The 25221-nt window shown below is 71.2% G+C and carries 17 protein-coding genes, 1 tRNA gene and 1 pseudogene; 6 read left to right on the top strand and 13 right to left on the bottom strand.

The genetic code is table 11. The features are described 5' to 3' along the window. Positions 1-65: 65 nt before the first annotated feature. The 3 genes from ASC56_RS05795 to ASC56_RS05785 all read right to left on the bottom strand — a co-directional run bounded on the left by ASC56_RS05795 (position 66) and on the right by ASC56_RS05785 (position 4722). A complete protein-coding gene (locus ASC56_RS05795; protein WP_055490193.1) occupies positions 66-257 on the bottom strand; it encodes a chaplin in 192 nt (63 codons plus the stop codon). Positions 258-976: 719 nt separating this feature from the next. Further along, positions 977-1837, bottom strand: coding sequence for an ABC transporter permease (locus tag ASC56_RS05790; RefSeq protein WP_055490086.1), 861 nt, complete (start codon positions 1835-1837; stop codon positions 977-979). Next, positions 1834-4722 (bottom strand): alpha/beta fold hydrolase, encoded by a 2889-nt coding sequence (locus ASC56_RS05785; RefSeq protein ID WP_055490085.1) that lies wholly within the window; start codon positions 4720-4722, stop codon positions 1834-1836. The genes ASC56_RS05790 and ASC56_RS05785 overlap by 4 nt, the downstream gene beginning before the upstream one ends. A gap of 115 nt (positions 4723-4837) precedes the next feature. Between ASC56_RS05785 and ASC56_RS05780 the strand changes: the two genes are divergently transcribed. Next, complete coding sequence (locus ASC56_RS05780) at positions 4838-5254, top strand: GNAT family N-acetyltransferase (RefSeq protein WP_055490084.1); 417 nt, start codon at positions 4838-4840, stop codon at positions 5252-5254. Between the two features lie 16 nt (positions 5255-5270). Here ASC56_RS05780 and ASC56_RS05775 read toward each other — a convergent pair whose 3' ends face one another. The 6 genes and pseudogenes from ASC56_RS05775 to iolC all read right to left on the bottom strand — a co-directional run bounded on the left by ASC56_RS05775 (position 5271) and on the right by iolC (position 12482). Beyond that, on the bottom strand, positions 5271-6668 hold the full coding sequence (locus ASC56_RS05775) for an APC family permease (protein ID WP_055490083.1): 1398 nt from the start codon (positions 6666-6668) through the stop codon (positions 5271-5273). Between the two features lie 299 nt (positions 6669-6967). After that, positions 6968-8470, bottom strand: coding sequence for a CoA-acylating methylmalonate-semialdehyde dehydrogenase (gene mmsA, locus ASC56_RS05770; protein WP_055490082.1), 1503 nt, complete (start codon positions 8468-8470; stop codon positions 6968-6970). 14 nt (positions 8471-8484) lie between these two features. Continuing rightward, positions 8485-10368 (bottom strand): 3D-(3,5/4)-trihydroxycyclohexane-1,2-dione acylhydrolase (decyclizing), encoded by a 1884-nt coding sequence (gene iolD, locus ASC56_RS05765; protein ID WP_055490081.1) that lies wholly within the window; start codon positions 10366-10368, stop codon positions 8485-8487. A gap of 5 nt (positions 10369-10373) precedes the next feature. Next, positions 10374-10535: pseudogene (locus ASC56_RS05760) on the bottom strand (5-deoxy-glucuronate isomerase); the annotation flags it as partial. A gap of 52 nt (positions 10536-10587) precedes the next feature. Further along, entirely contained in the window at positions 10588-11490 is a 903-nt protein-coding gene (locus tag ASC56_RS05755) for a hypothetical protein (RefSeq protein ID WP_055490192.1), read from the bottom strand. 23 nt (positions 11491-11513) lie between these two features. Next, positions 11514-12482, bottom strand: a complete 969-nt coding sequence (gene iolC, locus ASC56_RS05750; RefSeq protein ID WP_055490079.1) for a 5-dehydro-2-deoxygluconokinase — start codon at positions 12480-12482, stop codon at positions 11514-11516. A gap of 122 nt (positions 12483-12604) precedes the next feature. Here iolC and ASC56_RS05745 point away from each other — a divergent pair, with 122 nt between their 5' ends. The 3 genes from ASC56_RS05745 (at position 12605) to ASC56_RS05735 (ending at position 15146) form a co-directional block, all read left to right on the top strand. Next, positions 12605-13522, top strand: coding sequence for a sugar phosphate isomerase/epimerase (locus tag ASC56_RS05745; RefSeq protein ID WP_055490078.1), 918 nt, complete (start codon positions 12605-12607; stop codon positions 13520-13522). A 131-nt stretch (positions 13523-13653) separates the two neighbouring features. Next, positions 13654-14631, top strand: a complete 978-nt coding sequence (locus ASC56_RS05740) for a helix-turn-helix domain-containing protein (RefSeq protein WP_079102305.1) — start codon at positions 13654-13656, stop codon at positions 14629-14631. 275 nt (positions 14632-14906) lie between these two features. Further along, positions 14907-15146: a chaplin gene (locus tag ASC56_RS05735; protein WP_055490077.1), complete on the top strand. Its 240-nt coding sequence runs from the start codon at positions 14907-14909 to the stop codon at positions 15144-15146. Positions 15147-15291: 145 nt separating this feature from the next. Here ASC56_RS05735 and ASC56_RS05730 read toward each other — a convergent pair whose 3' ends face one another. The 4 genes from ASC56_RS05730 to ASC56_RS05715 form a co-directional block, all read right to left on the bottom strand. Further along, a complete protein-coding gene (locus tag ASC56_RS05730) occupies positions 15292-15885 on the bottom strand; it encodes a sortase domain-bontaining protein (protein ID WP_055490076.1) in 594 nt (197 codons plus the stop codon). 213 nt (positions 15886-16098) lie between these two features. After that, the gene (locus ASC56_RS05725) at positions 16099-16785 is read right to left on the bottom strand and encodes a L,D-transpeptidase (protein WP_063784928.1); all 687 of its coding nucleotides are present in this window, start codon (positions 16783-16785) and stop codon (positions 16099-16101) included. A 280-nt stretch (positions 16786-17065) separates the two neighbouring features. Further along, complete coding sequence (locus ASC56_RS05720; protein WP_055490075.1) at positions 17066-20281, bottom strand: DUF11 domain-containing protein; 3216 nt, start codon at positions 20279-20281, stop codon at positions 17066-17068. 631 nt (positions 20282-20912) lie between these two features. Beyond that, positions 20913-20988, bottom strand: a tRNA-Arg gene (locus tag ASC56_RS05715). A 306-nt stretch (positions 20989-21294) separates the two neighbouring features. On the opposite strand from ASC56_RS05715, the gene ASC56_RS05710 reads away from it, so the two are divergent. Then, positions 21295-22902 (top strand): dynamin family protein, encoded by a 1608-nt coding sequence (locus ASC56_RS05710; RefSeq protein ID WP_079102304.1) that lies wholly within the window; start codon positions 21295-21297, stop codon positions 22900-22902. After that, positions 22899-25196, top strand: coding sequence for a GTPase (locus ASC56_RS05705; protein ID WP_055490073.1), 2298 nt, complete (start codon positions 22899-22901; stop codon positions 25194-25196). Before ASC56_RS05710 ends, ASC56_RS05705 begins: the two co-directional genes overlap by 4 nt. The last annotated feature ends 25 nt before the right edge of the window (positions 25197-25221 follow it).

Here is a 25221-nt window from a genome sequence, read left to right as displayed (position 1 = left end):
AAGGCCGGCCGTGACCCGGCCGGACGACTGAGAGAGAAGGACGCCAGCCGTCGGTGGCCTTGTCGTCAGGTGGTCGCGCAGCCGTTGCCGGACGTCGGGTTCAGCAGCGAGACGACGTTGACGCCGAGGCCGCACGCGTTGACCGGAATGTGCACGGGCACCTGGATGACGTTCCCGGAGACGACGCCCGGGGAGCCGGTCGAGGTGCCCTCGGCGCCCGTGTCGGCCATGGCCGGGGCGGCCATGCCGAGAGCCATGATGGCGCCGGCGACGACGGCAGCGCTCTTCTTGTGCTTCACGTACTTTCCCTTCTGTGCGGTCGTGCCCCTGTGACGGCCGAAACCGAGCGAGCACAGCTTGAACGGCTCGCCGCACGACCTGCAGTCTGTGAAACGAGAAATAGGCGGCCCAAGCAACTCCCGATCGAGAGGCGCCGCCCAATTCACCCGAATGCCGTGCCCGCATTCACGCGCAAGGTGCGCAGGGGTCAACCGGCGCGGTCATCACCTTTCCCGGCGCGGACACCTGCTTCTGCTCCGCGGGCCGACCCGGCCTCTTCGGATTGGTTTCGGCAATTCACCCGGCCGGTTCCCTCGGTGGTGGGTAATTGTGCTAATCCGCTGGTGGCATCATGACCGGAACCACGCCCCGAATCACACCCCGAACCACGCTCCGAATCCGGTCCCGAATCACACCCCGAAACCGAACCACGCTCCGAATCCGAGCCCGAATCATGCCCCGAATCAGGACCGGAATCATGGCCCGAGTCGTCCCACGGAATTCGGTTGGCAGCCCGTTCTCCTCGGTGAACTCGCCCTCGACGAGGGCGAACCTGCGGATGGACTCGGCGCGGGAGACCGCCTGGTTCGCATGGTCGACGGCCGTCTGGACGTCCGCGCGCTCGGGAAGTGGCCCAGCTCGATCCGGGCCGTCAGACAGGCGCTCCTTGTCCCACGCAGATCCGTCGGAAGCGGCCCTAGGAGACGACGTCCTTGCGCGCGAAACCCCGGAAGGCCAGGGCGAACAGCACGAGCGCGTACGTTGTGGAAACGACCGTCCCCTGGATCATGCCGCCCCACTCCGGGTGCGGTTGGACGGCGTCGGCCCAGGCGAACTGCCAGTGGGCGGGCAGGAAGTCCCGCCAGTGGCCGAGAGCGGTCACCGCGTCCAGCACGTTCCCCACGATGGTGAGGCCGACCGCGCCGCCGACCGCGCCCAGGGGCGCGTCCGTCCTTGTCGACAGCCAGAACGCGAGCCCGGCGGTGACCAGTTGGGACACGAAGATGTACGCCACCACGACCACGAGCCGCTGGGCCGCCGTGCCCGGGGAGAGGGCGCCGCCCGTGGGCAGCTCCAGCGGTCCCCAGCCGTAGGCCGCCGTGCCCACCGCCAGCGCGACGACCGGCAGCAGCACCATGGCCGCCAGGCTCATGCCGAGCCCGACCGCGAGCTTGGACCACAGCAGACGGGCGCGCGGGACGGGAGCGGCGAGCAGATAGCGCAGCGAGGACCAGTTCGCCTCGGAGGCGACCGTGTCACCGCAGAACAGGGCGACCGGGATGACCAGCAGGAACCCGGCGGAGACGAAGAGGTTCACCGCGGCGAAGTTGGCCCCGGACGCGGTGGCCGTGTCCATCAGCGTGACCTGACCGTTGCGCTCGCCGGGTCTGCCGATGACGAAGGCGATGACCAGCACGAACGGCAGCACGGCCAGGATCGCGCCCATGACGAGCGTACGGCGTCGCTTCAACTGCCGGACGAGCTCGACGCGCAGCGGCAGTGTCCGCCGCGCCCGGTACCCGTCGGCCGTCTCCGACCGCTGGGCCAGCGCACTCATGCGGAACCTCCGATCAGGGTGAGGAAGGCGTCCTCAAGACGCTGGTGGGGGCCGAGCGAGGCCACCGGAACTTCGAGCCGGACCAGTTCGACGAGAAGCCGGGCGGCGGCCGCGGAGCCGGAGACGGCCGGCTCGGCGGTGACGCCGACGGAGGCCATCGGGGCCAGGGTGACGCCGGTGGAGGCGATGGGTTCGGTGGTGGGCGCGATCGGCTCGGCGGGTAGCTCCGTGACGGCGACCGGTCCCCCGGCGGCTCCCACCGACACGTCCTCGGTCGCGGCCAGGTCGGCGCCCACGCCCGCGAGCTCCAGGGCACCCTCGGCGCCGTCGGCGCCCCGAGCCCCGGCCGCCGCGACCGGTGTCAGGCGCACCAGCAGTCCGCCCTCCGTTCGTACCGCCGACTCCACCCCGGGCAGTGCGGCCACCTTCTCCACCAGTGGGTCGGCGATCTGCGCCGCCAGGCCCACCAGCAGGGTGTCGCCGGAGCCCACGATCTCGTCCACCGGGCCCGCCTGGACGAGCCGGCCGCGGTCCATGACCACCAGATGCGTACAGGACTGCTCGACCTCCGCCAGCAGATGGCTGGAGACGATGACCGTGCGGCCCGCCGCCGCATAGCGGATCATGACCTCGCGCATCTCGCGGATCTGCGGCGGGTCGAGGCCGTTGGTCGGCTCGTCGAGGATCAGCAGGTCGGGCAGACCGAGCATCGCCTGGGCGATGGCCAGGCGCTGGCGCATGCCCTGGGAGTAGGTGCGCACCGCGCGGGCCAGGGCATCGCCCAGCCCCGCGATCTCCAGTGCCTCGTCCAGATGCGCGTCCTCGGGCGGGCGGCCGGTGGCGCGCCAGTACAGCTCCAGGTTCTCCCGGCCGGACAGGTGGGGCAGGAAGCCCGCGCCTTCCACGAAGGCCCCCACCCGCGACAGGACCGGGGCGCCCGGGCGGATCGCGTGGCCGAAGACGCGGATCTCGCCGCCGTCCGGTGTGATCAGGCCCATCAGCATGCGCAGCGTCGTCGTCTTGCCCGCGCCGTTCGGCCCCAGCAGGCCCAGCACCTGACCCTTCTCCACGCGGAAGGAGAGGTCCTTGACCGCGTACCGGTCCGCCGACTTCGCGTACCGCTTGCTCAAGTCCGTGATCTGCAGCGGGACGTCGGCCAGTGCGGGGTCGGGCGCCGGTGCGGTCGTACGGCGGCGGCCCGTCAGCAGCAGGGCCAGGGCGACCACCGCTCCGGCCGGCGGAAGCCACCAGACCCAGGATGGCAGCGGGGCCGCCGCGGTCGTCACGCCCGGTGCCGTCGGCACCTCCAGGCCGCTCCTGAGGGAGACCGTGTACGTGGCGGGCGCCACCGGGGACGCATAGCCGAGGTCCGTCGAGGCCAGGGCCAGCCGGAGCCGGTGCCCCTTCTGCACCTCGTGGTCGACGGCGGGCAGGGTCAGCGTGACGTCCTTGCCGGCCTTCGCGCCCGTCACCCGCACCGGGGCGACCAGTTGGGAGGGAAGCACCGGCTGGGTGCCGCCCGGGCCGACGTCGTAGACCTTCGCGAAGACCACGGTGTCGTCGCTGGTCGACGTCATGTGCACGGTCACCGTCGGCGAGCCGGTGATCCACAGGTCGTCGCGCACGGGCCGCGAGTCGAAGTGCGCGTACTGCCCGGGGAAGTCGAGGGAGACCCCGATGCCCAGCGACGACAGCTGGGACAGGCCGCCCGCGCCGCCCAGTCCGGGGAGCGCGGAGACCGCGGGTGGGCTCGCGCCCGCCGGGTTCGCGAAGCGCTGCTCGCCGCCGCTGAGCGCGACCGTGTGCCGCCCGCTCTCCAGACCCGGATACGTGTCCCCGCTCGCGCCCCGCAGCTGGGCCCTACCGTTCGCGGAGTCGATGCCTCCGGTGCGGGTGATCCGGAAGGCGGGCCCGGTGTCGACGCCCTTCTCGTCCTTCAGATAGCGGTCGAACCACGCCGTGACGCGCGCCTGGACGCGAGTGGTCTCCATGTCCCCGCCGTCGTGGCCGCCCGCGATCCAGTCGACGTCCACGGGTGCCCTGTTGGCCCGGATCGCCGCGGCCGCCGCGTCCGCCTGGCCGAGCGGGAACAGCGAGTCGGACTGGCCCTGCACGAGGAGCGTGGGCACCTTGATGTCCTTGCCGACGGCGGACGGGGAGCGCGCCTCCAGCAGGGCGCGCGCCTGCGCGTCCGGCGTTCCGGACTCCGCGACCCGGTCGTACATCCGGCACAGCTCGGCGGTGAACCTTGCGCAGCCGCCGCCGGAGTTCATGAAGATGCCGGCCCACAGCTTCTTGAAGACGCCGTTCGGGAAAAGGGCGTCCGCCAGATTCCAGTAGGTGATCGCCGGGGCGATCGCGTCCACCCTGCGGTCGTACCCGGCGGCCAGCAGTGAGATCGCACCGCCGTACGACCCGCCGGCGATGCCCACGCGTGGATCGCCCGGCTTGTCCAGCAGGACCTCCGGGCGCCGGGCCAACCAGTCGATGAGCCGCGAGACGTCGGCGACCTCGCCCTTGGGGTCGTTCAGCCCGATCCTGCCTGTCGACCTGCCGAACCCGCGCGCCGACCAGGTCAGCACCGCGTACCCGTCCCGGGCCAGCTGGTCCGCCTGGGCCCTGACGTCGTCCTTGCTGCCGCCGAAGCCGTGCGCCAGCAGGACGGCCGGGCGGCGGCCGGTGGACGACCCCGAGGTGAAGTACGACGTGTCGATGCGCACGCCGCCGCCCATGTCCATGACTCGGTCGGTGCGGTGCACGGCGGGCGCGTCGTCCGAGGCGACAGCCGTCCACGTACCGACACAGGCCAGCACGAGGACGACCGCGGCCACGGCGGCCACGATCCCCCGGCGCAGCCCCCGGACGGCGGGCAGTCGAAGATCCATGCGTCAACGGTAAGGGCCCCCACCGACAACGGGGGCACCCGCTGGGCTGAACTCGGCCCCATCCCCGGGATGTAGGGACCTGACGCCGCATACCGCAGGAGTGGTACGAAGGCCCATGGAGATTCGCCCTGCCACCACCGTCGCCGAAGTGACCGCCGCCGAGCACCTCTTCGACCATCCCGTCCGTCCCGAGTGGGCCGAGCGCTTCCTGACCGCCGCCGGACACCATCTCTTCCTGGCCTACGAGGACGGTGAGCCGACGCCCGTCGGCTTCGTCAGTGGCGTCGAGACGATCCACCCGGACAAGGGCACGGAGATGTTCCTGTACGAACTGGCGGTCGCCGAGCCGTACCGGCGCGGGGGGATCGGACGCGCCCTCGTGCGGCGGCTCGCCGCGCTCGGCCGGGAACGCGGCTGCTACGGCATGTGGGTGCTGGTCGACACCGGCAACGACATCGCCCTTGCCGCCTATCGCAGTGCGGGCGGCAAGGACGACGGAACGTGCACTGTGGTGACCTGGGACTTCACCTGAGCGCCGACAGACGGTCTCAGGCCTGCGCGTCCTGCGGGATCGACACCAGCCAGCGAGTGTCGCGGCGGGGGCGGAGGTACAGGGCCCAGTAGAGGGTGGCGACCGCCGTGATGCCGCCCGTCCACAGCAGGTAGCGCGTCTCCTGCCGGCTGAGGACGTACGCCAGGACCACGATCAGCAGGACCGGCATCGCGGGCCACAGCGGCATCCGCCAGGCGAGCGTCTTCGCGTGCGAACCGCGCCGGGCGAGCAGGGCGGCGACCGCGACGAGCAGGTACATCCCGGTCACCGAGACGCCCGTGACGCCGTATAGCGTGTCCAGGTTGACGAAGCACAGCAGCGCGCCGGGGACCCCGACGACGAGGGTGGCGACCCAGGGGGAGCCGAACCGGCCGAGCTTGGCGAGGCCCTTGTTGACGGGCTCGGGCCAGGCCTTGTCACGGGCCGAGGCGAACAGCACGCGCGAGTTCTGGATGACCATGACGATGCCCGCGTTGATGATCGCGAGGGCCACGCACAGGCTCACGAAGGTGCCGACGGCCGAGTCGGACCAGGCGGTGACCATGCTGCTGATGTCGCCACCCGTCAGCGCCTTCAGGTCGGAGGCGCCCACGGTGATCGCCACGACCGGGACCAGGATGACGACCGTGGAGATGGCGAGGGTGGCGAGGACCGTGCGGGCGACGTTGCGGCGCGGGTTCTCCAGCTCCTCGGAGAGGTAGACGGCGGTCGAGAAGCCCTGTGTGACGAAGAGGGCGATGGCGAGTCCGGAGACCACCAGCATGGCCGTCACGGTGTCCGTGTGCCCGCCGGATCCGGCCACCTGCATCGAGACCAGGCTGCCGACGCCGCGCTGGCTGTGCATGAAGCCGAGGACGGCCACGACGCCCGCGGCCACGACCTCGAGGACCAGGAAGATGCCGGTGATCCAGGCGTTGGCGCGCAGGTCGAGCAGGCCCGCGAGGGTGGCGAGCAGCATGACCCCGGCGCCGGTCATCGCCGGGTCGAGGTGCACGATCGGCGCGAGGTAGGCGGCCGTGCCCATCGCGATCACCGGCGGGACGATCATGACGACGAGCAGTGAGAGCACGAAGACCAGCCACCCGGCCAGCCGTCCCGCCAGCGTCGACACCATGGCGTACTCGCCGCCCGCGCTGGGGATGAGGGTGCCCAGCTCCGAGTAGCAGAACGCCACGGCGATGCACAGGAGGGAGCCGATGGCGATCGTGAGGGCGGTGGCGGTGCCCAGCGAGCCGAACAGGTCGGGGACGACCACGAAGAGCGTGGAGGCGGGCGTCACGCAGGAGAGGGTGAGCAGGGTGCCGCCGACGACGCCGATGGAGCGCTTGAGGGTCTGGGGGCTGGCAGACGCCTCGGTGACGGCGTTCTCGACAGGACGGAGCGTGTCGGTCATGCGGCGGTTCCGATCGACTCGTGCGGCAGATGGTTGAGGTCGGGAGCGCTATCGCCTCCGGCGGCTCTCGTCGTACGTCACTTCGTCCGCTCCCGGCGCTGATGGAACCCCGACGAAAACCGCCGCGTCAATGGGTGTTCACCTACGGAATCAGTGGCGAAATGGTGATCCGCAACTGATTCAAGCGTCGACTGCTCGGTCGTCCGGCGGCTGTTCGCCGTACGGGAACCGCAGCGGGGGTCTGTAAAAAAATGAGGCCGTCCGTATAACGGACGGCCTCCTCGGCTTTCGGGTGACGCTCAGTGGTTGCGCGGGAACCCGAGGTCGACGCCCGCCGGGGCGTCGGCCGGGTCGGGCCAGCGGGAGGTCACGACCTTGCCGCGGGTGTAGAAGTGCGTGCCGTCGTTGCCGTAGATGTGGTGGTCGCCGAAGAGCGAGTCCTTCCAGCCACCGAAGGAGTGGTAGCCCACGGGGACCGGGATCGGCACGTTCACGCCGACCATGCCGGCCTCGATCTCCAGCTGGAAGCGGCGGGCCGCGCCGCCGTCCCGGGTGAAGATCGCCGTGCCGTTGCCGAACGGCGAGGCGTTGATGAGGGCGACGCCGTCCTCGTACGTCTCGGCGCGCAGCACGCACAGCACCGGGCCGAAGATCTCGTCCTGGTACGCCTTCGCCGTCGTCGGCACCTTGTCGAGGAGCGAGATGCCGATCCAGTGGCCGTCCTCGTAGCCGTCGACCGTGTAGCCGGTGCCGTCGAGGACGACCTCGGCGCCCTCCGCCGCCGCGCCCGTCACGTAGGACGACACCTTGTCGCGGTGCGCCTTGGTGATCAGCGGGCCCATCTCCGAGGCGGGGTCGTTCCCCGGGCCGATCTTGATCTTCTCGGCGCGCTCGCGGATCTTCTCCACCAGCTCGTCGCCGATGGCGCCGACGGCCACGACGGCGGAGATCGCCATGCAGCGCTCGCCCGCCGAGCCGTACGCCGCCGAGACCGCCGCGTCCGCCGCCGCATCCAGGTCGGCGTCCGGCAGCACCAGCATGTGGTTCTTCGCGCCGCCCAGGGCCTGGACGCGCTTGCCGTTCGCGGAGGCCGTGGTGTGGATGTAACGCGCGATCGGGGTCGAGCCGACGAAGGACACCGCCTTGACGTCCGGGTGCTCGAGGAGCCGGTCCACGGCCACCTTGTCGCCGTGGACGACGTTGAAGACACCGTCCGGCAGACCCGCCTCGGCGAGCAGCTCGGCCAGCCGGACGGACGCCGACGGGTCCTTCTCGGACGGCTTCAGCACGAACGTGTTGCCGCACGCGATGGCGATCGGGAACATCCACATCGGGACCATCGCCGGGAAGTTGAACGGCGTGATGCCCGCGACGACGCCGAGCGGCTGGCGGATCGCGGCCACGTCCACGCGGCTCGCCACCTGCGTGGACAGCTCGCCCTTCAGCTGGACGCTGATGCCGCAGGCCAGGTCGACGATCTCCAGGCCGCGCGCGACCTCACCGAGCGCGTCGCTGTGCACCTTGCCGTGCTCGGCGGTGATCAGCTCGGCGATCTCGTCGCGGTGCTCGTCGAGCAGCGCCCGGAACTTGAAGAGGATGGACGTGCGCTGCGCGAGCGAGGACTGGCCCCACGTGCGGTACGCGTCCTTGGCCGCCGCGACGGCGGCGTCCACCTCCGCCACGCTCGCGAAGGGGACCTGCGTGGTGACCGCGCCGGTCGCCGGGTCGGTCACCGGCCCGTACGTGCCCGACGCGCCTTCGACGGTCTTGCCGCCGATCCAGTGGTTGACGATCTTCGTCATGCCCAAGAACTCCTTCACAGATGGCGGCGTCGGGTCGAGACGTGCCGGTCGTACTCCTCGCGCGCCTTGACCGCCGACGATCGGGTCGCGGTCTCGGCCACGGGTACATCCCACCAGGCCTGCGCCGGAGGCGCGCCCGACAGAGTGTCTGCGGTTTCGGTCTCCACGTAGACACATGTGGGAGTGTCCGCGTCGCGCGCCTCGGCGAGGCAGGCGCGCAGGTCGCGCACGGTCTTCGCACGCAGCACGCGCATACCGAGGCTGGCCGCGTTGGCGGCCAGGTCCACGGGCAGCGGCGCCCCGGTGTACGCGCCGTCCTCGGACCGGAAGCGGTAGGCCGTGCCGAACCGCTCGGCCCCCACGGACTCCGACAGGCCCCCGATGGACGCGTAGCCGTGGTTCTGCACGAGCACGAGCTTGATCGCCGTCCCCTCCTGCACGGCCGTGACGATCTCCGTCGGCATCATCAGATAGGTGCCGTCGCCGACCAGCGCCCACACGGGCCGGTCGGGCGCGGCCATCTTCACACCTATGGCGGCCGGGATCTCGTAGCCCATGCACGAGTAGCCGTACTCCAGGTGGTACTGGTCCCGGGAGCGGGTCCGCCACAGCCTGTGCAGATCGCCGGGGAGCGAGCCCGCCGCGTTCACGATGATGTCCGTCTCGTCCACCACGGCGTCCAGGGCGCCGATGAGCTGCGGCTGCGTCGGCCGAACATCCGGATCCCCGGCCTCGAAGCAGGCGTCGACCCGCTGCTCCCAGCGCTCCTTGTCCTGCGTGTACTCGGCGACGTAGGCGGGGTCGACGCCGTGCTCGTGCAGCAGCAGCGCCTCGGTCAGCTCCTCCAGGGCGCCGCGCGCGTCGGCGACCAGTGGCAGCCCGGAGAGCTTGTGGCTGTCCAGCGGGGCGATGTTGAGGTTGAGGAAGCGCACGCCGGCACCGGTGAAGAGGGTGCCGGAGGCCGTGGTGAAGTCGGTGTAGCGGGTGCCGACGCCGATCACCAGGTCGGCGGTGCGGGCCAGTTGGTCCGCGGTCGCCGTGCCGGTGTGGCCGATGCCGCCGACGTCCTGCGGATGGTCCCAGCGCAGCGAGCCCTTGCCGGCCTGGGTGGAGGCGACCGGAATGCCGGTGCTCTCGGCGAGCTCCGCCAGGGCGTCCTCGGCACGGCTGTGGTGCACACCGCCGCCCGCCACGACCAGCGGGCGCCGGGCGGCCCGGATCGCGTGGACGGCCGCGGCGAGTTCCACCGGGTCGGGGCCTGGACGGCGCACCCTCCAGGTCCGCTCGGCGAAGAAGTCCTCCGGCCAGTCGTACGCCTCCGCCTGCACGTCCTGCGGAAGCGCGAGCGTGACCGCGCCCGTGTCGACCGGGTCGCAGAGCACGCGCATCGCCTGGAGGGCGGACGGGATCAGCGCTTCGGGGCGGGTGATCCGGTCGAAGTACCTCGACACCGGGCGCAGACAGTCGTTGACGGACACGTCACCGGCGTGCGGGACCTCCAGTTGCTGGAGCACCGGGTCCGCCGGGCGGGTGGCGAAGACGTCGCCGGGCAGCAGCAGGACGGGGAGGCGGTTGATCGTGGCGAGGGCGGCACCCGTGACCAGGTTGGTGGCGCCGGGCCCGATGGACGTGGTCACGGCGTGCGTCGACAGGCGGTTCGACTGCCGGGCGTAGCCGACCGCCGCGTGCACCATCGACTGCTCGTTGCGGCCCTGGTGGTACGGCATCAGATCGCCGTACTCGACCAGCGCCTGCCCGAGGCCCGCGACGTTGCCGTGGCCGAAGATGCCCCAGGTGGCGCCGATCAGCCGGCGGCGGACGCCGTCGCGCTCGGTGTACTGGGCGGCCAGGAAGCGTACGAGCGCCTGAGCGGCCGTGAGCCTCGTCGTCGAGGTCATCGGTATCCCCCTGTGCTTGCTTCGACGGGGACCTCCGGCGCGGGGCCGTAGCGGGCGGGGAGTCGGCGCTCGCACTTCGCTCCTGCCAGGGCGAAGCGGCCTCCCGCGCCGGAGGCGATCTGGGGCCGGGCGTCGCGGGGGACGTACGCGAAGTCGAAGACCGCCGCTGCGTCGGCGGTGGCGCCCTTGGGGACGTACGGCTCCTTGCTCATGCGGCCCTCACAGAAGTCCTACGGCGGTGTCCACGGCGGCGGCCACGTCCCCGTCCGCCGGGTACAGCAGCGAACGGCCGACCACCAGGCCCTCGAGGGTGGGCAGTTGGAGCGCTGCGCGCCACTTCTCGTACGCGCCCTCCTGATCGTCGCCGACGTCGCCGCCGAGCAGCACCGCCGGCAGGGTGGAGGTCTCCATCACCCGGGCCATGTCGTCCGGGTTCTCCGTGACGGGGACCGTCAGCCAGGTGTACGCGGAACTGCCGCCCAGGCCACTGGCGATGGCGATGGACTTGGTCACGGCCTCGGCGCCGAGGTCGTTGCGCAGCGTGCCGTCCTCGTGGCGGCGGCACAGGAACGGCTCGATGAACACCGGGAGCCGGCGCTCGGCCATCTCGTCGATGACGCGGGCGGTGGACTGCAGGGTGTTGAGTGAGCCCGGATCGTCGTAGTCGATGCGCAGCAGCAGCTTGCCCGCGTCGAAGCCGAGGCGCTCGATGTCCTGCGGACGGTGACCGGTGAACCTGTCGTCCAGCTCGAAGGAGGAGCCCTGGAGGCCGCCGCGGTTCATCGACCCCATGACGACCTTGTGGTCGAGGGCGCCGAGCAGCAGCAGGTCGTCGAGGATGTCGGCGGTGGCGAGCACGCCGTCGACGCCGGGGCGGGACAGCGCGAGGCAGAGCCGCTCCAGCAGGTCGGCGCGGCTCGCCATGGCCATCGTGCGGTCGCCGACCCCGAGGGCGCCGCGGGCGGGGTGGTCGGCGGCGACGATCATCAGTCGGCCGGTGCCGTCGAGGAGGGGACGACGGGCCCGACGGGCGGCGGCCTCGGCGATCGCCTCCGGGTGACGGGCCCGGATGCGGACAAGATCGGCGACACCGCGCGCGGTGGCGCCGCATTCGTCGGCCACGCGCGCGGTGGCGCGGTTGTCGATCACTGCACCGCTCCCGCCGTGATCGCGCCCTCGATCTCGTCGGCCGTAGGCATCGCGGACGAACACTCCAGACGGGAGGCGACGATGGCGCCCGCGGCGTTCGCGTACCGCATGATCCGCTCCAGGTCCCAGCGGCCGAGCAGCCCGTGGCACAGGGAGCCGCCGAAGGCGTCGCCCGCCCCGAGCCCGTTGAGGACCTTCACCGGAAGCGGCGGGACCTCCGCCGACTCCCCGTTGCCGCTGACCGCGAGGACGCCCTTGGGCCCCTGTTTGCCGACCGCGAGTTCGACGCCGGCGTCCAGCAGTGCGCGGGCCGCGGTCTGCGGGTCGCGCTCACCCGTGGCGATCTCCACCTCGTCCATGTTGCCGACGGCCACGGTGGTGTGGCGCAGGGCCTCGGCGTAGAACCGGCGGGCGGAGGGTCGCCAGTCGAGGTCGAAGACCGTCGTACCGGCCGTGGCGCGATGGGCGAGCGCGGCGAGCGTGGCGGTGCGGCTGGGCTCCTCGCTCAGGCCCGTGCCCGTCACCCAGAGGACACGGGCGGCACGGATCGCGTCCAGGTCCAGCTCGTGCGCGTCGATCTCCAGGTCCGGCGCCTTGGGCTGCCGGTAGAAGTAGAGCGGGAAGTCGTCCGGCGGGAAGACCTCGCAGAAGGTGACCGGCGTGGGCAGCCCCGCGACAGGTGTGACCCAGCGGTCGTCCACGCCGAAGCCGTGCAGTGCCTCGTGGAGATACGTGCCGAGGGGATCGTCGCCCGTGCGCGTGATCACCGCCGTACGGCGACCGAGGCGGGCCGCCGCCACCGCCACGTTCGTCGCCGAACCGCCCAGGAACTTCCCGAAGGACGTCACCTGCGGCAGCGGCACGCCCGTCTGCAGCGGGTAGAGGTCCACGCCGATCCGGCCCATGGTGATCAGGTCGAACGGGTCACCGGGGGCGGCGGGCACGGACTCCTCGAACTCCTCCATCGAGTTCCCTTCACATCGGCTGTCCCCAGGTCTAGCCGCGCCGAGGCAGCCCTGTCAACGTTTTGTCCGGACATACGGACGACCGCTTGACATGGCTTCGGGGTGGCCGGAGGCTGACGCCCATGACGTCGTCGTCACCTCGGCCCTCGCTCTCCCGCATCCGGATCGGCTCGGCCCCCGACTCCTGGGGTGTCTGGTTCCCGGAGGACCCCCGGCAGGTGCCCTGGCGGCGCTTCCTCGACGAGGTCGCCCAGTCCGGTTACGAGTGGATCGAGCTGGGCCCGTACGGCTATCTGCCCACCGATCCCGCGATCCTCGCCGAGGAGACGGGGCGACGCGGCCTGAAGGTGTCGGCCGGCACGGTCTTCACCGGCCTGCATCGCGGCCCTGACGTGTGGGACTCCACCTGGGCACACGTCTCGGACATCGCCGCCCTGACGCAGGCCATGGGCGCCTCGCACCTCGTGGTCATCCCGGCGTTCTGGCGGGACGACAGGACGGGCGAGGTGCTGGAGCCGAGCAGGCTGACCGCGCAGCAGTGGCGACACCTGACCACGCAGACCGAGCGGCTGGGGCGCGAGGTGCGCGAACGCCACGGGCTGCGGATCGTCGTCCATCCGCACGCCGACACGCACATCGACAGCGAGGAGAACGTCACGCGCTTCCTCGACGCGACGGACCCCTCGGCGGTGTCGCTGTGCCTGGACACCGGGCACTACGCGTACTGCGGCGGCGACAGCGTCAAGCTGGTCGAGACGTACGGGGAACGGATCGGCTACCTCCACCTCAAGCAGGTCGACCCCGGGATCCTGGCCGAGGTGCGGGCGGACGGGATTCCCTTCGGCCCCGCGGTGGCGAAGGGCGTGATGTGCGAACCGCCCTCCGGCATCCCGGCGCTGGAGCCGGTGCTGGCGGCCGCGCAGAAGCTCGGCATCGATCTGTTCGCGATCGTGGAACAGGACATGTACCCCTGTGAACCGGACAAGCCGCTGCCCATCGCGCAGCGTACCCGGGCGTTCCTGAGGTCCTGCGGGGCGTGACGATTCCCAGGGGGCGCCCGGGGGCCCGGGGCCGGGGCGCGGCGGCCACCCGAACCCGGCCACCGCCGGGGCTTCCGGCCCCTTCCGGTGGCGTGCACCATGGATGGTCGGTGTGGGCCGGGGGAGGGCGGATGGCGAGTGGGATCGTGTCGCGCGCCGGACACGGGCCGGGCGGCAGCTGGGAGACCGTCACCGCGCGCCCCCACCCCCGCCTGCGCCCGGGCGTGATCAGCTACCGCGGGATCCGGCTCGCACTCGACGGTCCGCGCAGCCGTCTGGAGACGCCCATCGGCGCGGCGACGCTCCTGCTGGGCTTCGACGGTGCCATCCGTATCACCCGTGCCGCCCGGCCTGCGACGACCCTCGTCTCGGTGTACTCCGGTCTCACCACGACCCCGGCCGTCGGCGAACACGGCGGCCGTGTCGCCGGTATAGAGGTCCTGCTCACTCCGTGGGCCGCGTTCACGCTCTTCGGCACGCCCCAGTACGAGCTCGTCAACCGGCCCGTGGATCCCGACGAGTTGCCGCATCCGCTCGGCCATGGCGGCCCGCCGGCCGCGTCGCACCGGGCGGGCGTCGGTGAACTGGCCGCCGCACTGGCCGCGTTGCCGAGCTGGGCGAAACGATTCGGTCTGCTGGACGACGTGCTCGCGCGCTGGTCCGGGGCGGGACCGCCGAGTTCGGCCCGGGTGGTGCGCGCCTGGTCGGTGCTGCGGCGGACCGGGGGCGCCGTACCGGTGCCGCGGCTCGCGGAAGAGGTCGGCTGGAGCGTACGGCAGTTGGAGAACCGATTCCGTGAACAGATAGGGCTCGGCCCGAAGGCCGCGGCACGCGTGCTGCGGCTGCAGCGCGCGCGGCGGCTGCTCGCGTCCGGCCGTCCGGCCGCCGAGACCGCGGCCGTCTGCGGCTTCTGCGATCAGGCGCATCTGAGCGGGGAGTTCCGGGCCATGACCGGGTGCTCGCCACGGGAGTTCGCGGCGGCACGAGGGGCGATCGCGGCGGCGCGACCGGGACTGCCCGGGGCGGACCGGATGGCGGGTGAGGTGACGAGCCTGGTGCTCTCCCCGAACCGGAGTGCGCATTTCTACAAGACCGGCAGGATCGCCTGACGGCAGGCTGAATGCGCCGGCGGTCGCTGCGGGGGGGGCGCGGACCGGCGGGCCGGGCCCGGCGCAGCGGGTCCGGCCCGTCCTGTGCGCCCGCGCCGACACCTTCAGCCACTACCTGCACGATCGGTGAAATCAGTCAAGTGTGTCGAAGTCGTGAAACCGGCAATTCCGGAGATCACCCCATCGGAGGCGCAACCAGGACGTGTAGCACGGAGTTTACTCAACGTCGGGCATTCCGCCCGGCCGTTGAGACGATCCCCAAGGAGCACCTCTCCATGTCGCGTATCGCGAAGGGCCTGGCCCTGACCACCGTTGCCGCTGCGGCCGTGGCGGGTACCGCCGGTATCGCCGCCGCCGACAGTGGCGCAACCGCCACTGCCAACACCTCCCCGGGCGTCGTGTCGGGCAACTCCGTGCAGGCCCCTGTCCACGTTCCGGCCGCTGTGTGCGGGAACACGGTCGGCGTCGTCGGCGTGCTGAGCTCGGCGTTCAGCAACTCCTGCGCCAACAGCTGACGTCCGAGCGGACCCTTCAGCCGGCCGTTCTCCTCCTGGGAGACGGCCGGTTGGCGTGTCGGCAGCTTCAGCCGAGGCGGCGTACCGGATGAGGGCCGGGCCGCCATGAGTGGAGCCGTGGCGGCCGCCCGGTCGGCCGTGGCGGTCATTTCTTCGCGTCGGCGTAGAACACGATGTTGTAGTGGGCGTCGGCGTTCTTCGCGTCCGCCCCGGCCCGTTCGCCGCCCTCGCTCCTGCCCGGCTTGGGCGACGCCTTGACGAGGCTGCCCCCCGACGCGATGAGGCGGAGTTCCGCGTGCTGCGAGCTCAGCTTCAGGTCGTGTTCGGCGACCTTCTCCTTGCTCACCTGTTCCAGCTTCCGCACGACGAACGTGACCGTGTGCCCGTCGGCCCGCTGCACCGTGATGGGGTCCCCGACCTTCAGCAGCATCACGTTCCGAAGCAGCCCGGGCCCTTTGGGAGTGTTGTAGTGCGCGAGGAGCACGGACACCCCCTTCTCGCCCGGCGGGACACTGCCGGTGTACCAACCGGGCTTGTCCGCCTTGTCCATGGGCGGAGCCTGGAGTTGACGCCGGTCGTCCAGGCCGAGTTCGAGGAGGGGGCCCGCGTCCACGCCGGCGGAGGGCACCTTGAGCTTCACGGGCCGTGAGGCGCGCATGGTGTCGGCGAGCTTGACGGCCGACGACGCCGAAGCGCCGTGCGCGGGGCGGTGGCCGTCCGCCACACGGCCGGGCCCCATGACACCGCAGGCCACCGTCCCGCCGCCCGCGCCGACCAGGAGAGCCGCTGTCCAAGCGAGGCGACGGAGAGTGGGACGAGCTGAAGAGATGACAGGCACGAATGTTCCCCTGAATTCTTCCGGCAGGCAGACAACAGCGGAGAGTAGGCGAGCCGTTCAGGGGCTGTTACGGAATGACACGCCTGCCGGGAACATCAGAACTGGACGAGTGAATCAGGCGCCCTGTCTCGTACCCCAGACGTACACACTGTCACCCAGGCGGAGAATGGACCACAGCGCCTTGGCGTCGTCGTACCGGAGATTCACGCAGCCGTGCGAGCCCGGGTCCTCGAAGATCGGGCGGTAGCTGGCGTGGAGCGCCTGGCCACCGTCGAAGAACTGGCTGTAGGGTATCGGACCGTCGTACAGATGCGACCAGAACTTCTGCACCCGCTTGTAGATGGGGTGCGAGCCGTTGCGCGTCCGATGACCGGGCATCCCGGTACGCGCGGGGACCGGGCCGAAGGTGATCTTCCCCGCCTTCTGCAACCACAGCAACTGGCGTGCCTGGTCGATGCAGACCACGAGCTGTGAGCGTTTGGGACAGCCGGTGAGAGACGCCTTGTGCGTGGTGGCCCACTCCACGATCGCGGCACGGTAACTCACAAGCCCGGCATAGCCGTCCGCCGGATCGATCTCGTACTTCTGCTGCATTCTCTGGATTGCCGCGCAGTCCGACTCGGACTGCTTTCCGTCCTGAGGCAGACCCAGATACTTCTCCACCTGAAGTTGATACGGCCCCGGGTCGAGCCGACAGGTCACGGCATTGCCGTCGTCAAAAGCGCGGACCTCGCTCGTGCTCGCGGCCGAGGCGGCCGGCACTGCGCCCAGCACGGCGCCCAGCACCAGGGGGAATGCCATACCCGCTATGACACAGAGTTGCCTCCATCCGAAACGGGCTCGTTGACTATTCGTCATCAGCAGTTCCTCCTCGACGACTGCATATGGCGCTAGTGGATCTGTCGTCACATCACCTCTGTCGACACGTCACCTGCCGACCCGTTCACGTTCCTCTTCTGCGTCAAACAGGCCCACCATCGCCGTCACCTCAATATCGCCCCGCATTTCCCTCAACGGTCGAAGAGGCGAGAGAGCGACAGTGCCCCGGGCCCTCCGGAGAGCCCGGGGCACTGTCATCGGGTCAGGATCGCTTGACGAGGCGAAGCCTGTCCGCCACCGTGACGCGGTGCTTCTTGACCCGGTTCCGGTTCCGGTCGTGGTCCCGGTCCTTGTCCTTGTCCCGGGCGTCGATCCTCGCGCTGGACGAGCACTCGTCGTCGCGGCTGTTCGCCGTGCAGTTGCTGGCGGGATCGTCCGAGACGATCCTGTTCACCAGCCTCAGGTCCCCGAAGGGCCGGCTGTCGAGCTTGACGGAGTACGTGATGGTCGCCGTCTCACCGCGCTTCAGCGCACCCGTCCACCGCAGCGTGGGCTCGGCGTAGCTGACCGTCCCGATGCTGGCCACGGCGTCGTCGTTGTACTTGCCGTCGTCCAGCAGACCGGAGAGGTCGTCGGTGAAGCTCGCCGGGTTGGCGGTGGTGTAGTCCGTGTCACCGGTGTTGCGCACCGTGACGGTGTACCTGACGGTGTCACCGGGCCTGATGATGCGCGGCGCCCGCAGCGACTTGGAGATCCTCAGGCCGGGCCTGGGGGCCTGGTTGCTGCCCGTGTTGTTGCTGGAGTTCGGGTCGATGTCGAGGCCCTTCACCACGGCGGTGTTCCGGATGCCGGTGAAGCCCCGGTCCGCGATGCCGGTCACGGTGATCGTGGTGCTGGCACCGTTCGCGAGCGGGCCGCCCGTGCAGGTCAGTACGCCGCCCGCGATGGTGCAGCCCGGCGTCGTGGTCGTCGGGCTGAGCAGACGTGCCGGCAACTGGTCGGTGACGGTCCAGCCGGTCGAGTCGTCCGGGCCGTTGTTCTTCACCGTGATGGTGTAGGTGACCGGGTCACCCGCGTCCGCCGACGACGGGCCCGACTTCGTCAGCTGCAGGTCGGCTCGCCTCTGGGAGACCGCGATGGTCGAGGTGCTCGAGTTGTTGCCCGGGTTCGGGTCGGCCTCCTTGCCCCGCAGCACCACGGTGTTCTGGATGCTGCCGAGGCCCTGGCCCACGGTGCCGGTCAGGGTGATCGTGGTGCTGGCACCGTTCGCGAGCGGGCCGCCGGTGCAGGTCAGCACGCCGCCGACGATGGTGCAGCCCGGCGTCGTGGTCTTCGGGTTGAGCAGGCCGGGCGGAAGCGTGTCGGTGACGGTCCAGCCGGTGGAGGCGTCCGGGCCGTTGTTCGTCACCGTGATGGTGTAGGTGACCTGGTCGCCCACTCTGGCCGACGTCGGGCCCGCCTTCGAGACCTGCAGGTCCGCAGAAGGCACGGAGATCGGGACGGTCGCGGTGGCCTTGTTGTTGCCCGGGGTCGGGTCGGGGTCGTTGCCCTGCACCACCACGGTGTTCTGGATGTTGGTGAAGCCCTGGCCCGCGGTGCCGGTCAGGGTGATCGTGGTGCTCGCGCCGCTCGCCAGCGAGGCGCCGGTGCAGATCAGCGCACCGCCGCCGATGCCACAACCGGGCGTGTTGGTCGTGGCGTTGAGCAGGCCGGGCGGAAGCGCGTCGGTGACGGTCCAGCCGGTGGAGGCGTCCGGGCCGTTGTTCGTCACCGTGATGGTGTAGGTGACCTGGTCGCCCTCCTTGGCCGACGTCGGGCCCGCCTTCGACACCGCCAGGTCCACCTGCCGCTGCGTGACCGCGACGTTCGAGGTGGTGGTGTTGTTGGCCAGGTTCGGGTCGGGGTCGTTGCCGACGACACCCGCGGTGTTCTGGATGTTGACGAAGCCCTGGCCCGCGATGCCGGTCAGGGTGATCGTGGTGCTCGCGCCGCTCGCCAGCGAGGTACCGGTGCAGGTCAGCACTCCGCCGCCGATGCCACAACCGGCCGTGCTGGTGGTCGCGTTGAGCAGGCCGGGCGGAATCGGGTCGGTGAGGGTCCACCCGGAGGAGGCGTCGGGGCCGTTGTTCTTCACCGTGATGGTGTAGGTGACCGGGTCACCCGGCTTCGCCGACGTCGGGCCCGACTTCGTCACCTGCAGGTCGACGCTCGCGCGGAGGGCCGTCGCGGTGGCGGTGTCGTTGCCCGGGGCCAGGTCGGGGTCGTTGCCCCGTACCGTCGCGGTGTTCGTCAGACCGCCGGAGACGTTCGGCCCGACCGTGCCCGTCACCGTGATGGTGCGGCTCGCACCGGCCGCCAGTGCGCCCGCCGTGCACGAGAGGCTCGTGCCGCTGACCGTGCAGCCGGCCGTGGTGGTCGAGATGTTCGTCAAGCCGAGCGGAAGCGTGTCGTTGACCGTGTAGCCGCTCGAGTCGTTCGGCCCGTTGTTGGTCACCGTCACGTTGTAGGTGATCTGGTCACCCGGCTTGTAGCTGGCGGGCGACACGCTCTTGGTGATCGCCAGGTCCGCCGGGGCGGCGGCACACGACGTGGCGTCGATGTTCGAGCTGTTCGGCGCGGTCTGTGTCGAGAGCACAGTGAACGTCGGGTTCGCGGAGCCCGGGTTGGTCACCCCGATCCGATAGACCACGGCGGCGCCGGCGCCCCCGTTGACGATGAACCCGAGGTCCCCGTTGCCGTACAGGAAGGCACCGCCCGCCGGGCCGCTCGCGCCGACACTCGGGAAGACCGTCACGGCCCCGGTCGTCGGGTTGATGCGCTCGATGCTGCCGTTCCCACCGATGCCCCAGAAATAGCCGTTCGCGAACACGATGTCCGCGGAGCCGATGGCCTGGCTGAGCGGGATGGCGGTGGCGGTCTGGGCGGTCACATCGATGCGGTACAGCGTGCTCTGGCCCAATGCCGCGACGTAGAGGTTGCCGCCGGTGTCGAACGCGCCGACGTTGTAGAAGCCGTTGCCGGGAAGAGCAGGGAGGCCCGCCACAGCACCGAGATCGAGGGCCACACCGGCACCGCTGATGGCCAGCAGGTGGCCGTTGGTCGAGTCGATCCCGTACATGATGTGGGTGGTCGGGTCGGTGCCGATGGCGTTGTAGCCGTTGGCGTAGGCCCCGCCCACCGGGGAGAAGGCGACACTGCCTGCTCCCGGCGCACCCACGTACAGCTGGGTGCCACCAGTGGCACCGCTGCCCACCGACTCGTAGATCTGGCCGGTGCACGGCAGGGGGACCGGCTGCGCCTTCGCCTTCGCCCCGGCCTTCGTCTTCGTCGGCGCGAAGGAGTGCACCCCCTTCTTCCCCTGCGTGACGGAGCTGTGGGGAGCGGCGACCGCGGAAGCCATGCCCGAAGTCAGCGCGGTCATGATGCTCACTGCGGTGAGCGCCGACAGCGCGCCGACGCGTCGACCGCGCGGTCGCATGCCGTTACCTTGACTCACGAGTTTGACCCTTCATGCCGTAGGCGCGACACAGCCGACGCCGGTGCGCCCGCTGCGAAATGCGACCTGTCGGAATATTGCAGCTGAAGAAGAGCACACATGGCTGTTTTATCGATCGCTTATGGCGCAGTGATGAGACTGTTTTAGCTCCAATGGAGCATTTTTATGAGCGACACGCCGGGGCAAATTCCGTCGTTTTGTCGACACGTAAATACTCTGCGAATCGCGAATGCCCTCATCTGCTCCTCAAGTGCAGGTCGGGGCGGGTTCAAGCGGGGTGGGGCGGCGTGCTGGAACGAGGAAAAACGATCCGGATCAGGGTAATTCCCGTGCTGCACTCATGCCCGAGTCGAATTCATTGAGGCGTCGTTCACCAATTCGCAAGAGAGAGTGGACGTGTGTGACGTCGACAGGAGCTTCGCTCGGCGCTGTCAGTGAAATCCACCACTGCGGGTTTGTCGCCGTCGGCGTCTGGTGGCGGTCGCTCGGCGCGTCGATCGCACCCCGGCGGGGGATGGCACCCGGGGGCGTGGGGAGTGCCGGGTGTGCCCGCGGTGCCAGGTGTGGCGCAACGTCGACGGCCCCAGGACCTCGCGGGTCCGGGCCGTCTCGATGGCGCCCCCGGCAGGACTCGAACCTGCGGCCAAGCGCTTAGAAGGCGCCTGCTCTATCCACTGAGCTACGGGGGCCGGTGTGGTGGCCTGTCGTGGTGCCCGGGTGTGGGCTGATCCGTGACCTTGCCGGGGACAAGGATAGGGCTCCCGGGTCCTTGTCCCTGGTGCTTCGCCTCCGTGGCTCGATGTGGAGGTTCAGTGAAGCGGTCCGATAATCGCAGGCAGGTGCGAATCGTGCATCGCTTTTGGCGCCCCGCGCCCCGGGTGTTGTGCACTCGTTATGCCTGCGTCCCAGTCATCCCTTCCGTCCCCTGTGTCGTGTCGGCGCGCAGACATCCTCATATGCTTCATAAAGCATCCAAAATTGGGCATTCTTCGCATGTGGTGACCTTGGACGTACGGCCTCAGCTGCTCGACACCCTCTCCGCCCTGCGCGATCGTGTCTCCGCCGCACGCTTCCCGCTGCCCCTGGCGGGGGCTCCACGCGCGCGTGCCAACCGCGACGAGCTCCTGGCTCAGCTCGACGACTATCTGGTGCCCCGGCTGAGAGAGCCTGAAGCACCGTTGCTGGCGGTCGTCGGCGGTTCCACCGGCGCCGGCAAGTCCACCCTCGTCAACTCCCTTGTGGGACGCAAGGTGAGCGAGGCGGGCGTGCTGCGGCCCACCACCCGTACGCCCGTCCTCGTCTGCCATCCCGAGGACCACCACTGGTTCAGCGGCATGCGCGTCCTGCCCGACCTCACGCGTGTGTGGGTGCCGCACCAGGACCCCGGCGAAGATCTGCACGGTCTCGTCGGGCGCGAGGAACGGGTGCTGCGCATCGAGACCGCCGACACGCTCCCGCACGGGCTCGCCCTTCTCGACGCGCCCGACATCGACTCCCTGGTCGCCGGCAACCGGATCCTGGCCGCCGAGCTGATCAGCGCCGCCGACATCTGGATCCTGGTCACCACCGCCGCCCGGTACGCCGACGCCGTGCCATGGCATCTGCTGCGGACCGCCAAGGAGCACCGGGCGACCCTCATCACCGTGCTCGACCGGGTACCGCACCAGGTCGTCTCCGAGGTGTCGCGGCAGTACGGCGCGCTGCTCACGAAGGCCGGGCTCGGCGACGTGCCCCGCTTCACCGTGCCCGAGCTGCCCGAGTCCGCCTGCGGAGGCGGACTCCTGCCCGCGACGGCCGTCGCGCCCCTGCGCAGCTGGCTCACGCACCAGGTGCAGGACCCGGCCGCCCGGGAGGCCGCCATGGCCCGTACGGCCAACGGCGTCCTCGACTCGCTGAAGTCCCGCATGCCGGAGTTGGCCGGCGCGGCCGCCGCCCAGTACGCCGCCGCCCTGCGGCTCACGGCGGCCGTCGACACGGCCTACGACAGCGAGTACGCGCGCGTGCGAAGAGGGTTGCAGGCCGGTGCCGTCCTCTCCGGCGACGCCCTGAAGCGATGGCGCAGCTATCCCCTGGACTGCGGTGCGGGAGAACTGCTGGAGGCCCTCGTCGACAACCTCGGCGCCCTGCTGCTGTGCGCCGTCACGGCCGCCGACGAGCGCATCGACGAGGCCTGGCGGCGCGAACCCGCCGGCGCCGCGCCGGGACTCGCCGACCGCGAACCGGCCCTGGAGAGCGCCGAGCACCGCATCGGGATGACCGTGCGACGCTGGCGGCGAGTCCTGGAGGAGTACTCCGAGGAAGAGGTGCGCGAGCTCGACCGGAGCACCGCCCCGGACGCCGAGGCGGTGGCCGCTCTCGTCGCCGCGGCCCTCCTGGGCGGACCCCGGGCACAGGCGGCCGGCGAAGAGCTCGCCGAACGGATCGGCGCGCACGGGGCGCTGCGGCTGCGCGACCGCGCCGCGCGGCTGCTGTCCGCATACCTCGACCGGGCCCTGCGTACGGAACGCGAGCGCCGTCTGGCCCCCCTCGACGCCCTCGACGTCCACGCCGAGCCACAGGCCGAACTCATCGCCGCGCTGTCCGTACTGCAGAAGGAGAGGTGACCGCGGTGGCTGCCGTCACTGGGCACAGGGAGCACGCAGAGCACACCGAGGACGAGCCGTCGAACGGAGCCGCCGCCGGGGCCGAGGAGCGGCGCGAGGTGGAAGGGCGGCCGTGGGGGGAGGGGCGGCCCGAGGGTGAGCAGCGGCGGCACGAGGGCGTCGGGAGGCGGCAGTTCGAGGGTGAGAGGCGCGGGACAGCCCTGCGCTCGGCGGGTGATGACGGTGAGCACGCACGCGTGCAGCGCGAATCCGGGCCGCCCGCGGAGCGGGGCGCGGCGACCGGGGAGCGGGACCAGGACGTGGAGGCCACCGCTCAGTACGGTTGCCGCGCGGCCCGCGCGAACGACGACGGCACGTATGCGCCCGTGGATGACGGTGCTGCGGGCACGCGCGCGGAAGACCGTGCCGGGTACGCGCGCGTGGATGACGGTGCCGCGTACGCGCGGGTGGGGGACGGCGACGGCGTGAGGGGCGGCGCCGGTCACGCGTCGGCGGAGAGCGACGTCCCCCACGCGCGCGTGGGGGAGGACGTTCGGCACGCGTGTGTGCAGGGCGACGATCCTGCCGGTCGCGTCGAGTCCGGGGCGGTCTGGGACGACGGACTGATCGCCAGGCGCATGCCCGGTACGGCCGTGGACCACGAGGCGCCCGCGTTGGCGGAGTCCCACTGCCCGGCCGTACGGCAGCCCGCGCCGCTCGCCTACGACGGTTCCCTGCGGGCGCGGCTGGACGCGCTGCGCGAGCTGGTGGGTCTGTCGCGGACCCGGCTGGACAGCAGCACGCTCGCCGAGGCGGGCCGCGTCCTGGACGAGGCGGCCGCGCGCCGCAGGCTCTCCGGGGAGCACACGGTGGTGGCCATCGCGGGTGCCACCGGCAGCGGGAAGTCGACGCTCTTCAACGCGCTCGCCGGAGTGCCCATCTCGGAGACCGGGGTACGGCGGCCGACCACCGCCGCACCGGTCGTGTGCAGCTGGAGCGACGGCGCCGCCCCGCTCATCGACCGGCTCGGCATCCCGGCACGGCTGCGCCGGCGTCCCCTGCCGAGCCCGGACGGGGAGTCGCAGCTGTCCGGGCTCGTCCTGGTCGACCTGCCCGACCACGACTCCGCGGCCGTGCAGCACCGGGCACAGGTCGACCGCATCCTGGCGCTCGTGGACGCGGTCATCTGGGTCGTGGATCCCGAGAAGTACGCCGACGCCGTCCTGCATGAGCGCTATCTGCGGCCCCTGGCCGGGCACGCCGAAGTCATGTTCGTCGTCCTCAACCAGGTGGACCGGCTGCCCGGGGAGGCCGCCGAGCAGGTGCTCGACGATCTGCGGCGACTGCTCGACGGGGACGGAATCGCCCTGGGCGAGTACGGCGAACCGGGCGCGACCGTGCTCGCGCTGTCCGCGCTCACCGGAGACGGAGTAGGTGAACTGCGAGAGTCCCTGGGGCAGTTCGTGGCCGAGCGCGGGGCGGCGGCGCGCCGCATCTGTGCCGACGTGGACGTCGCCGCGGCCCGGTTGCGGCCCGTCTACGCGACCGAGCGGCGTACCGGGCTCAGCGAGGAGGCACGGGAGGAGTTCACCGGACGACTCGCGGACGCGGTGGGCGCGACCGCCGCGGGGGAGGCCGCCGAGCGGGCATGGCTGCGCAACGCCAACCGGTCGTGCGGCACGCCCTGGCTGCGGCTGTGGCGCTGGTGCCGGGACCGGCACGCGCCCTCCTCGGGGCGGCTGCCGGTGCATGCGCCCGCGGACGAGGAGGCCACCGCGCGGCAGCGCGTCGAGCAAGCCGTACGGACGGTGGCGGACCGGGCCGTGACCGGGCTGCCCGCGCCCTGGGCCCAGGCGGTGCGTGAGGCCGCGGTGCGGGGCGCGCAGGGGCTGCCGGAGGCGCTGGACGAGCTGGCGGGGCGGGCTGCCGCGCCGCAGGGGCGGCCACCGCGGCCGGGCTGGTGGCCCGCCGCCGTGCTGGCCCAGGCGTCGATGACGCTCCTCCAAGTCCTCGGCGCTCTGTGGTTGGTGGGGCAGGTCCTCGGGTTCATGTCGTGGAACCTCGGGGTGCCGCTGCTGCTGATGCTGGTCGGGGTCCTCGGCGGTCCGGCCATCGAGTGGAGTTGCCGGATGGCCGCGCGCGGACCTGCCCGGCGCTACGGGCTCGATGCGGAACGGCGACTGCGGGAGGCGGCGGCCGGGTGCGGGCGGGCCCGGGTCCTGGATCCGGTGGCGGCGGAGCTGCTGCGGTACCGGGAGGCGCGGGAGCAGTACGTGAAGGTCATGGGGGCCGCGGCGGGGGCCCGGGTGCGATGAGCCGCGGCCCGGGACGGGGCCGTCC

This window comes from Streptomyces sp. TP-A0356 (assembly GCF_001417775.1).
In the GTDB taxonomy this organism is placed as follows: domain Bacteria; phylum Actinomycetota; class Actinomycetes; order Streptomycetales; family Streptomycetaceae; genus Streptomyces.
Note: the sequence above shows the minus strand (reverse complement) of the source record. Positions and strands in the feature narration are given on the sequence as shown.

Coding starts and splice junctions, on each gene's coding strand:
- ASC56_RS05795 (WP_055490193.1), bottom strand. CDS start 257: ATGGCTCTCGGCATGGCCGCCCCGGCCATGGCCGACACGGGCGCCGAG.
- ASC56_RS05790 (WP_055490086.1), bottom strand. CDS start 1,837: ATGAGTGCGCTGGCCCAGCGGTCGGAGACGGCCGACGGGTACCGGGCG.
- ASC56_RS05785 (WP_055490085.1), bottom strand. CDS start 4,722: ATGGATCTTCGACTGCCCGCCGTCCGGGGGCTGCGCCGGGGGATCGTG.
- ASC56_RS05780 (WP_055490084.1), top strand. CDS start 4,838: ATGGAGATTCGCCCTGCCACCACCGTCGCCGAAGTGACCGCCGCCGAG.
- ASC56_RS05775 (WP_055490083.1), bottom strand. CDS start 6,668: ATGACCGACACGCTCCGTCCTGTCGAGAACGCCGTCACCGAGGCGTCT.
- mmsA (WP_055490082.1), bottom strand. CDS start 8,470: ATGACGAAGATCGTCAACCACTGGATCGGCGGCAAGACCGTCGAAGGC.
- iolD (WP_055490081.1), bottom strand. CDS start 10,368: ATGACCTCGACGACGAGGCTCACGGCCGCTCAGGCGCTCGTACGCTTC.
- iolC (WP_055490079.1), bottom strand. CDS start 12,482: ATGGAGGAGTTCGAGGAGTCCGTGCCCGCCGCCCCCGGTGACCCGTTC.
- ASC56_RS05745 (WP_055490078.1), top strand. CDS start 12,605: ATGACGTCGTCGTCACCTCGGCCCTCGCTCTCCCGCATCCGGATCGGC.
- ASC56_RS05740 (WP_079102305.1), top strand. CDS start 13,654: ATGGCGAGTGGGATCGTGTCGCGCGCCGGACACGGGCCGGGCGGCAGC.
- ASC56_RS05735 (WP_055490077.1), top strand. CDS start 14,907: ATGTCGCGTATCGCGAAGGGCCTGGCCCTGACCACCGTTGCCGCTGCG.
- ASC56_RS05730 (WP_055490076.1), bottom strand. CDS start 15,885: ATGGGGCCCGGCCGTGTGGCGGACGGCCACCGCCCCGCGCACGGCGCT.
- ASC56_RS05725 (WP_063784928.1), bottom strand. CDS start 16,785: ATGGCATTCCCCCTGGTGCTGGGCGCCGTGCTGGGCGCAGTGCCGGCC.
- ASC56_RS05720 (WP_055490075.1), bottom strand. CDS start 20,281: ATGCGACCGCGCGGTCGACGCGTCGGCGCGCTGTCGGCGCTCACCGCA.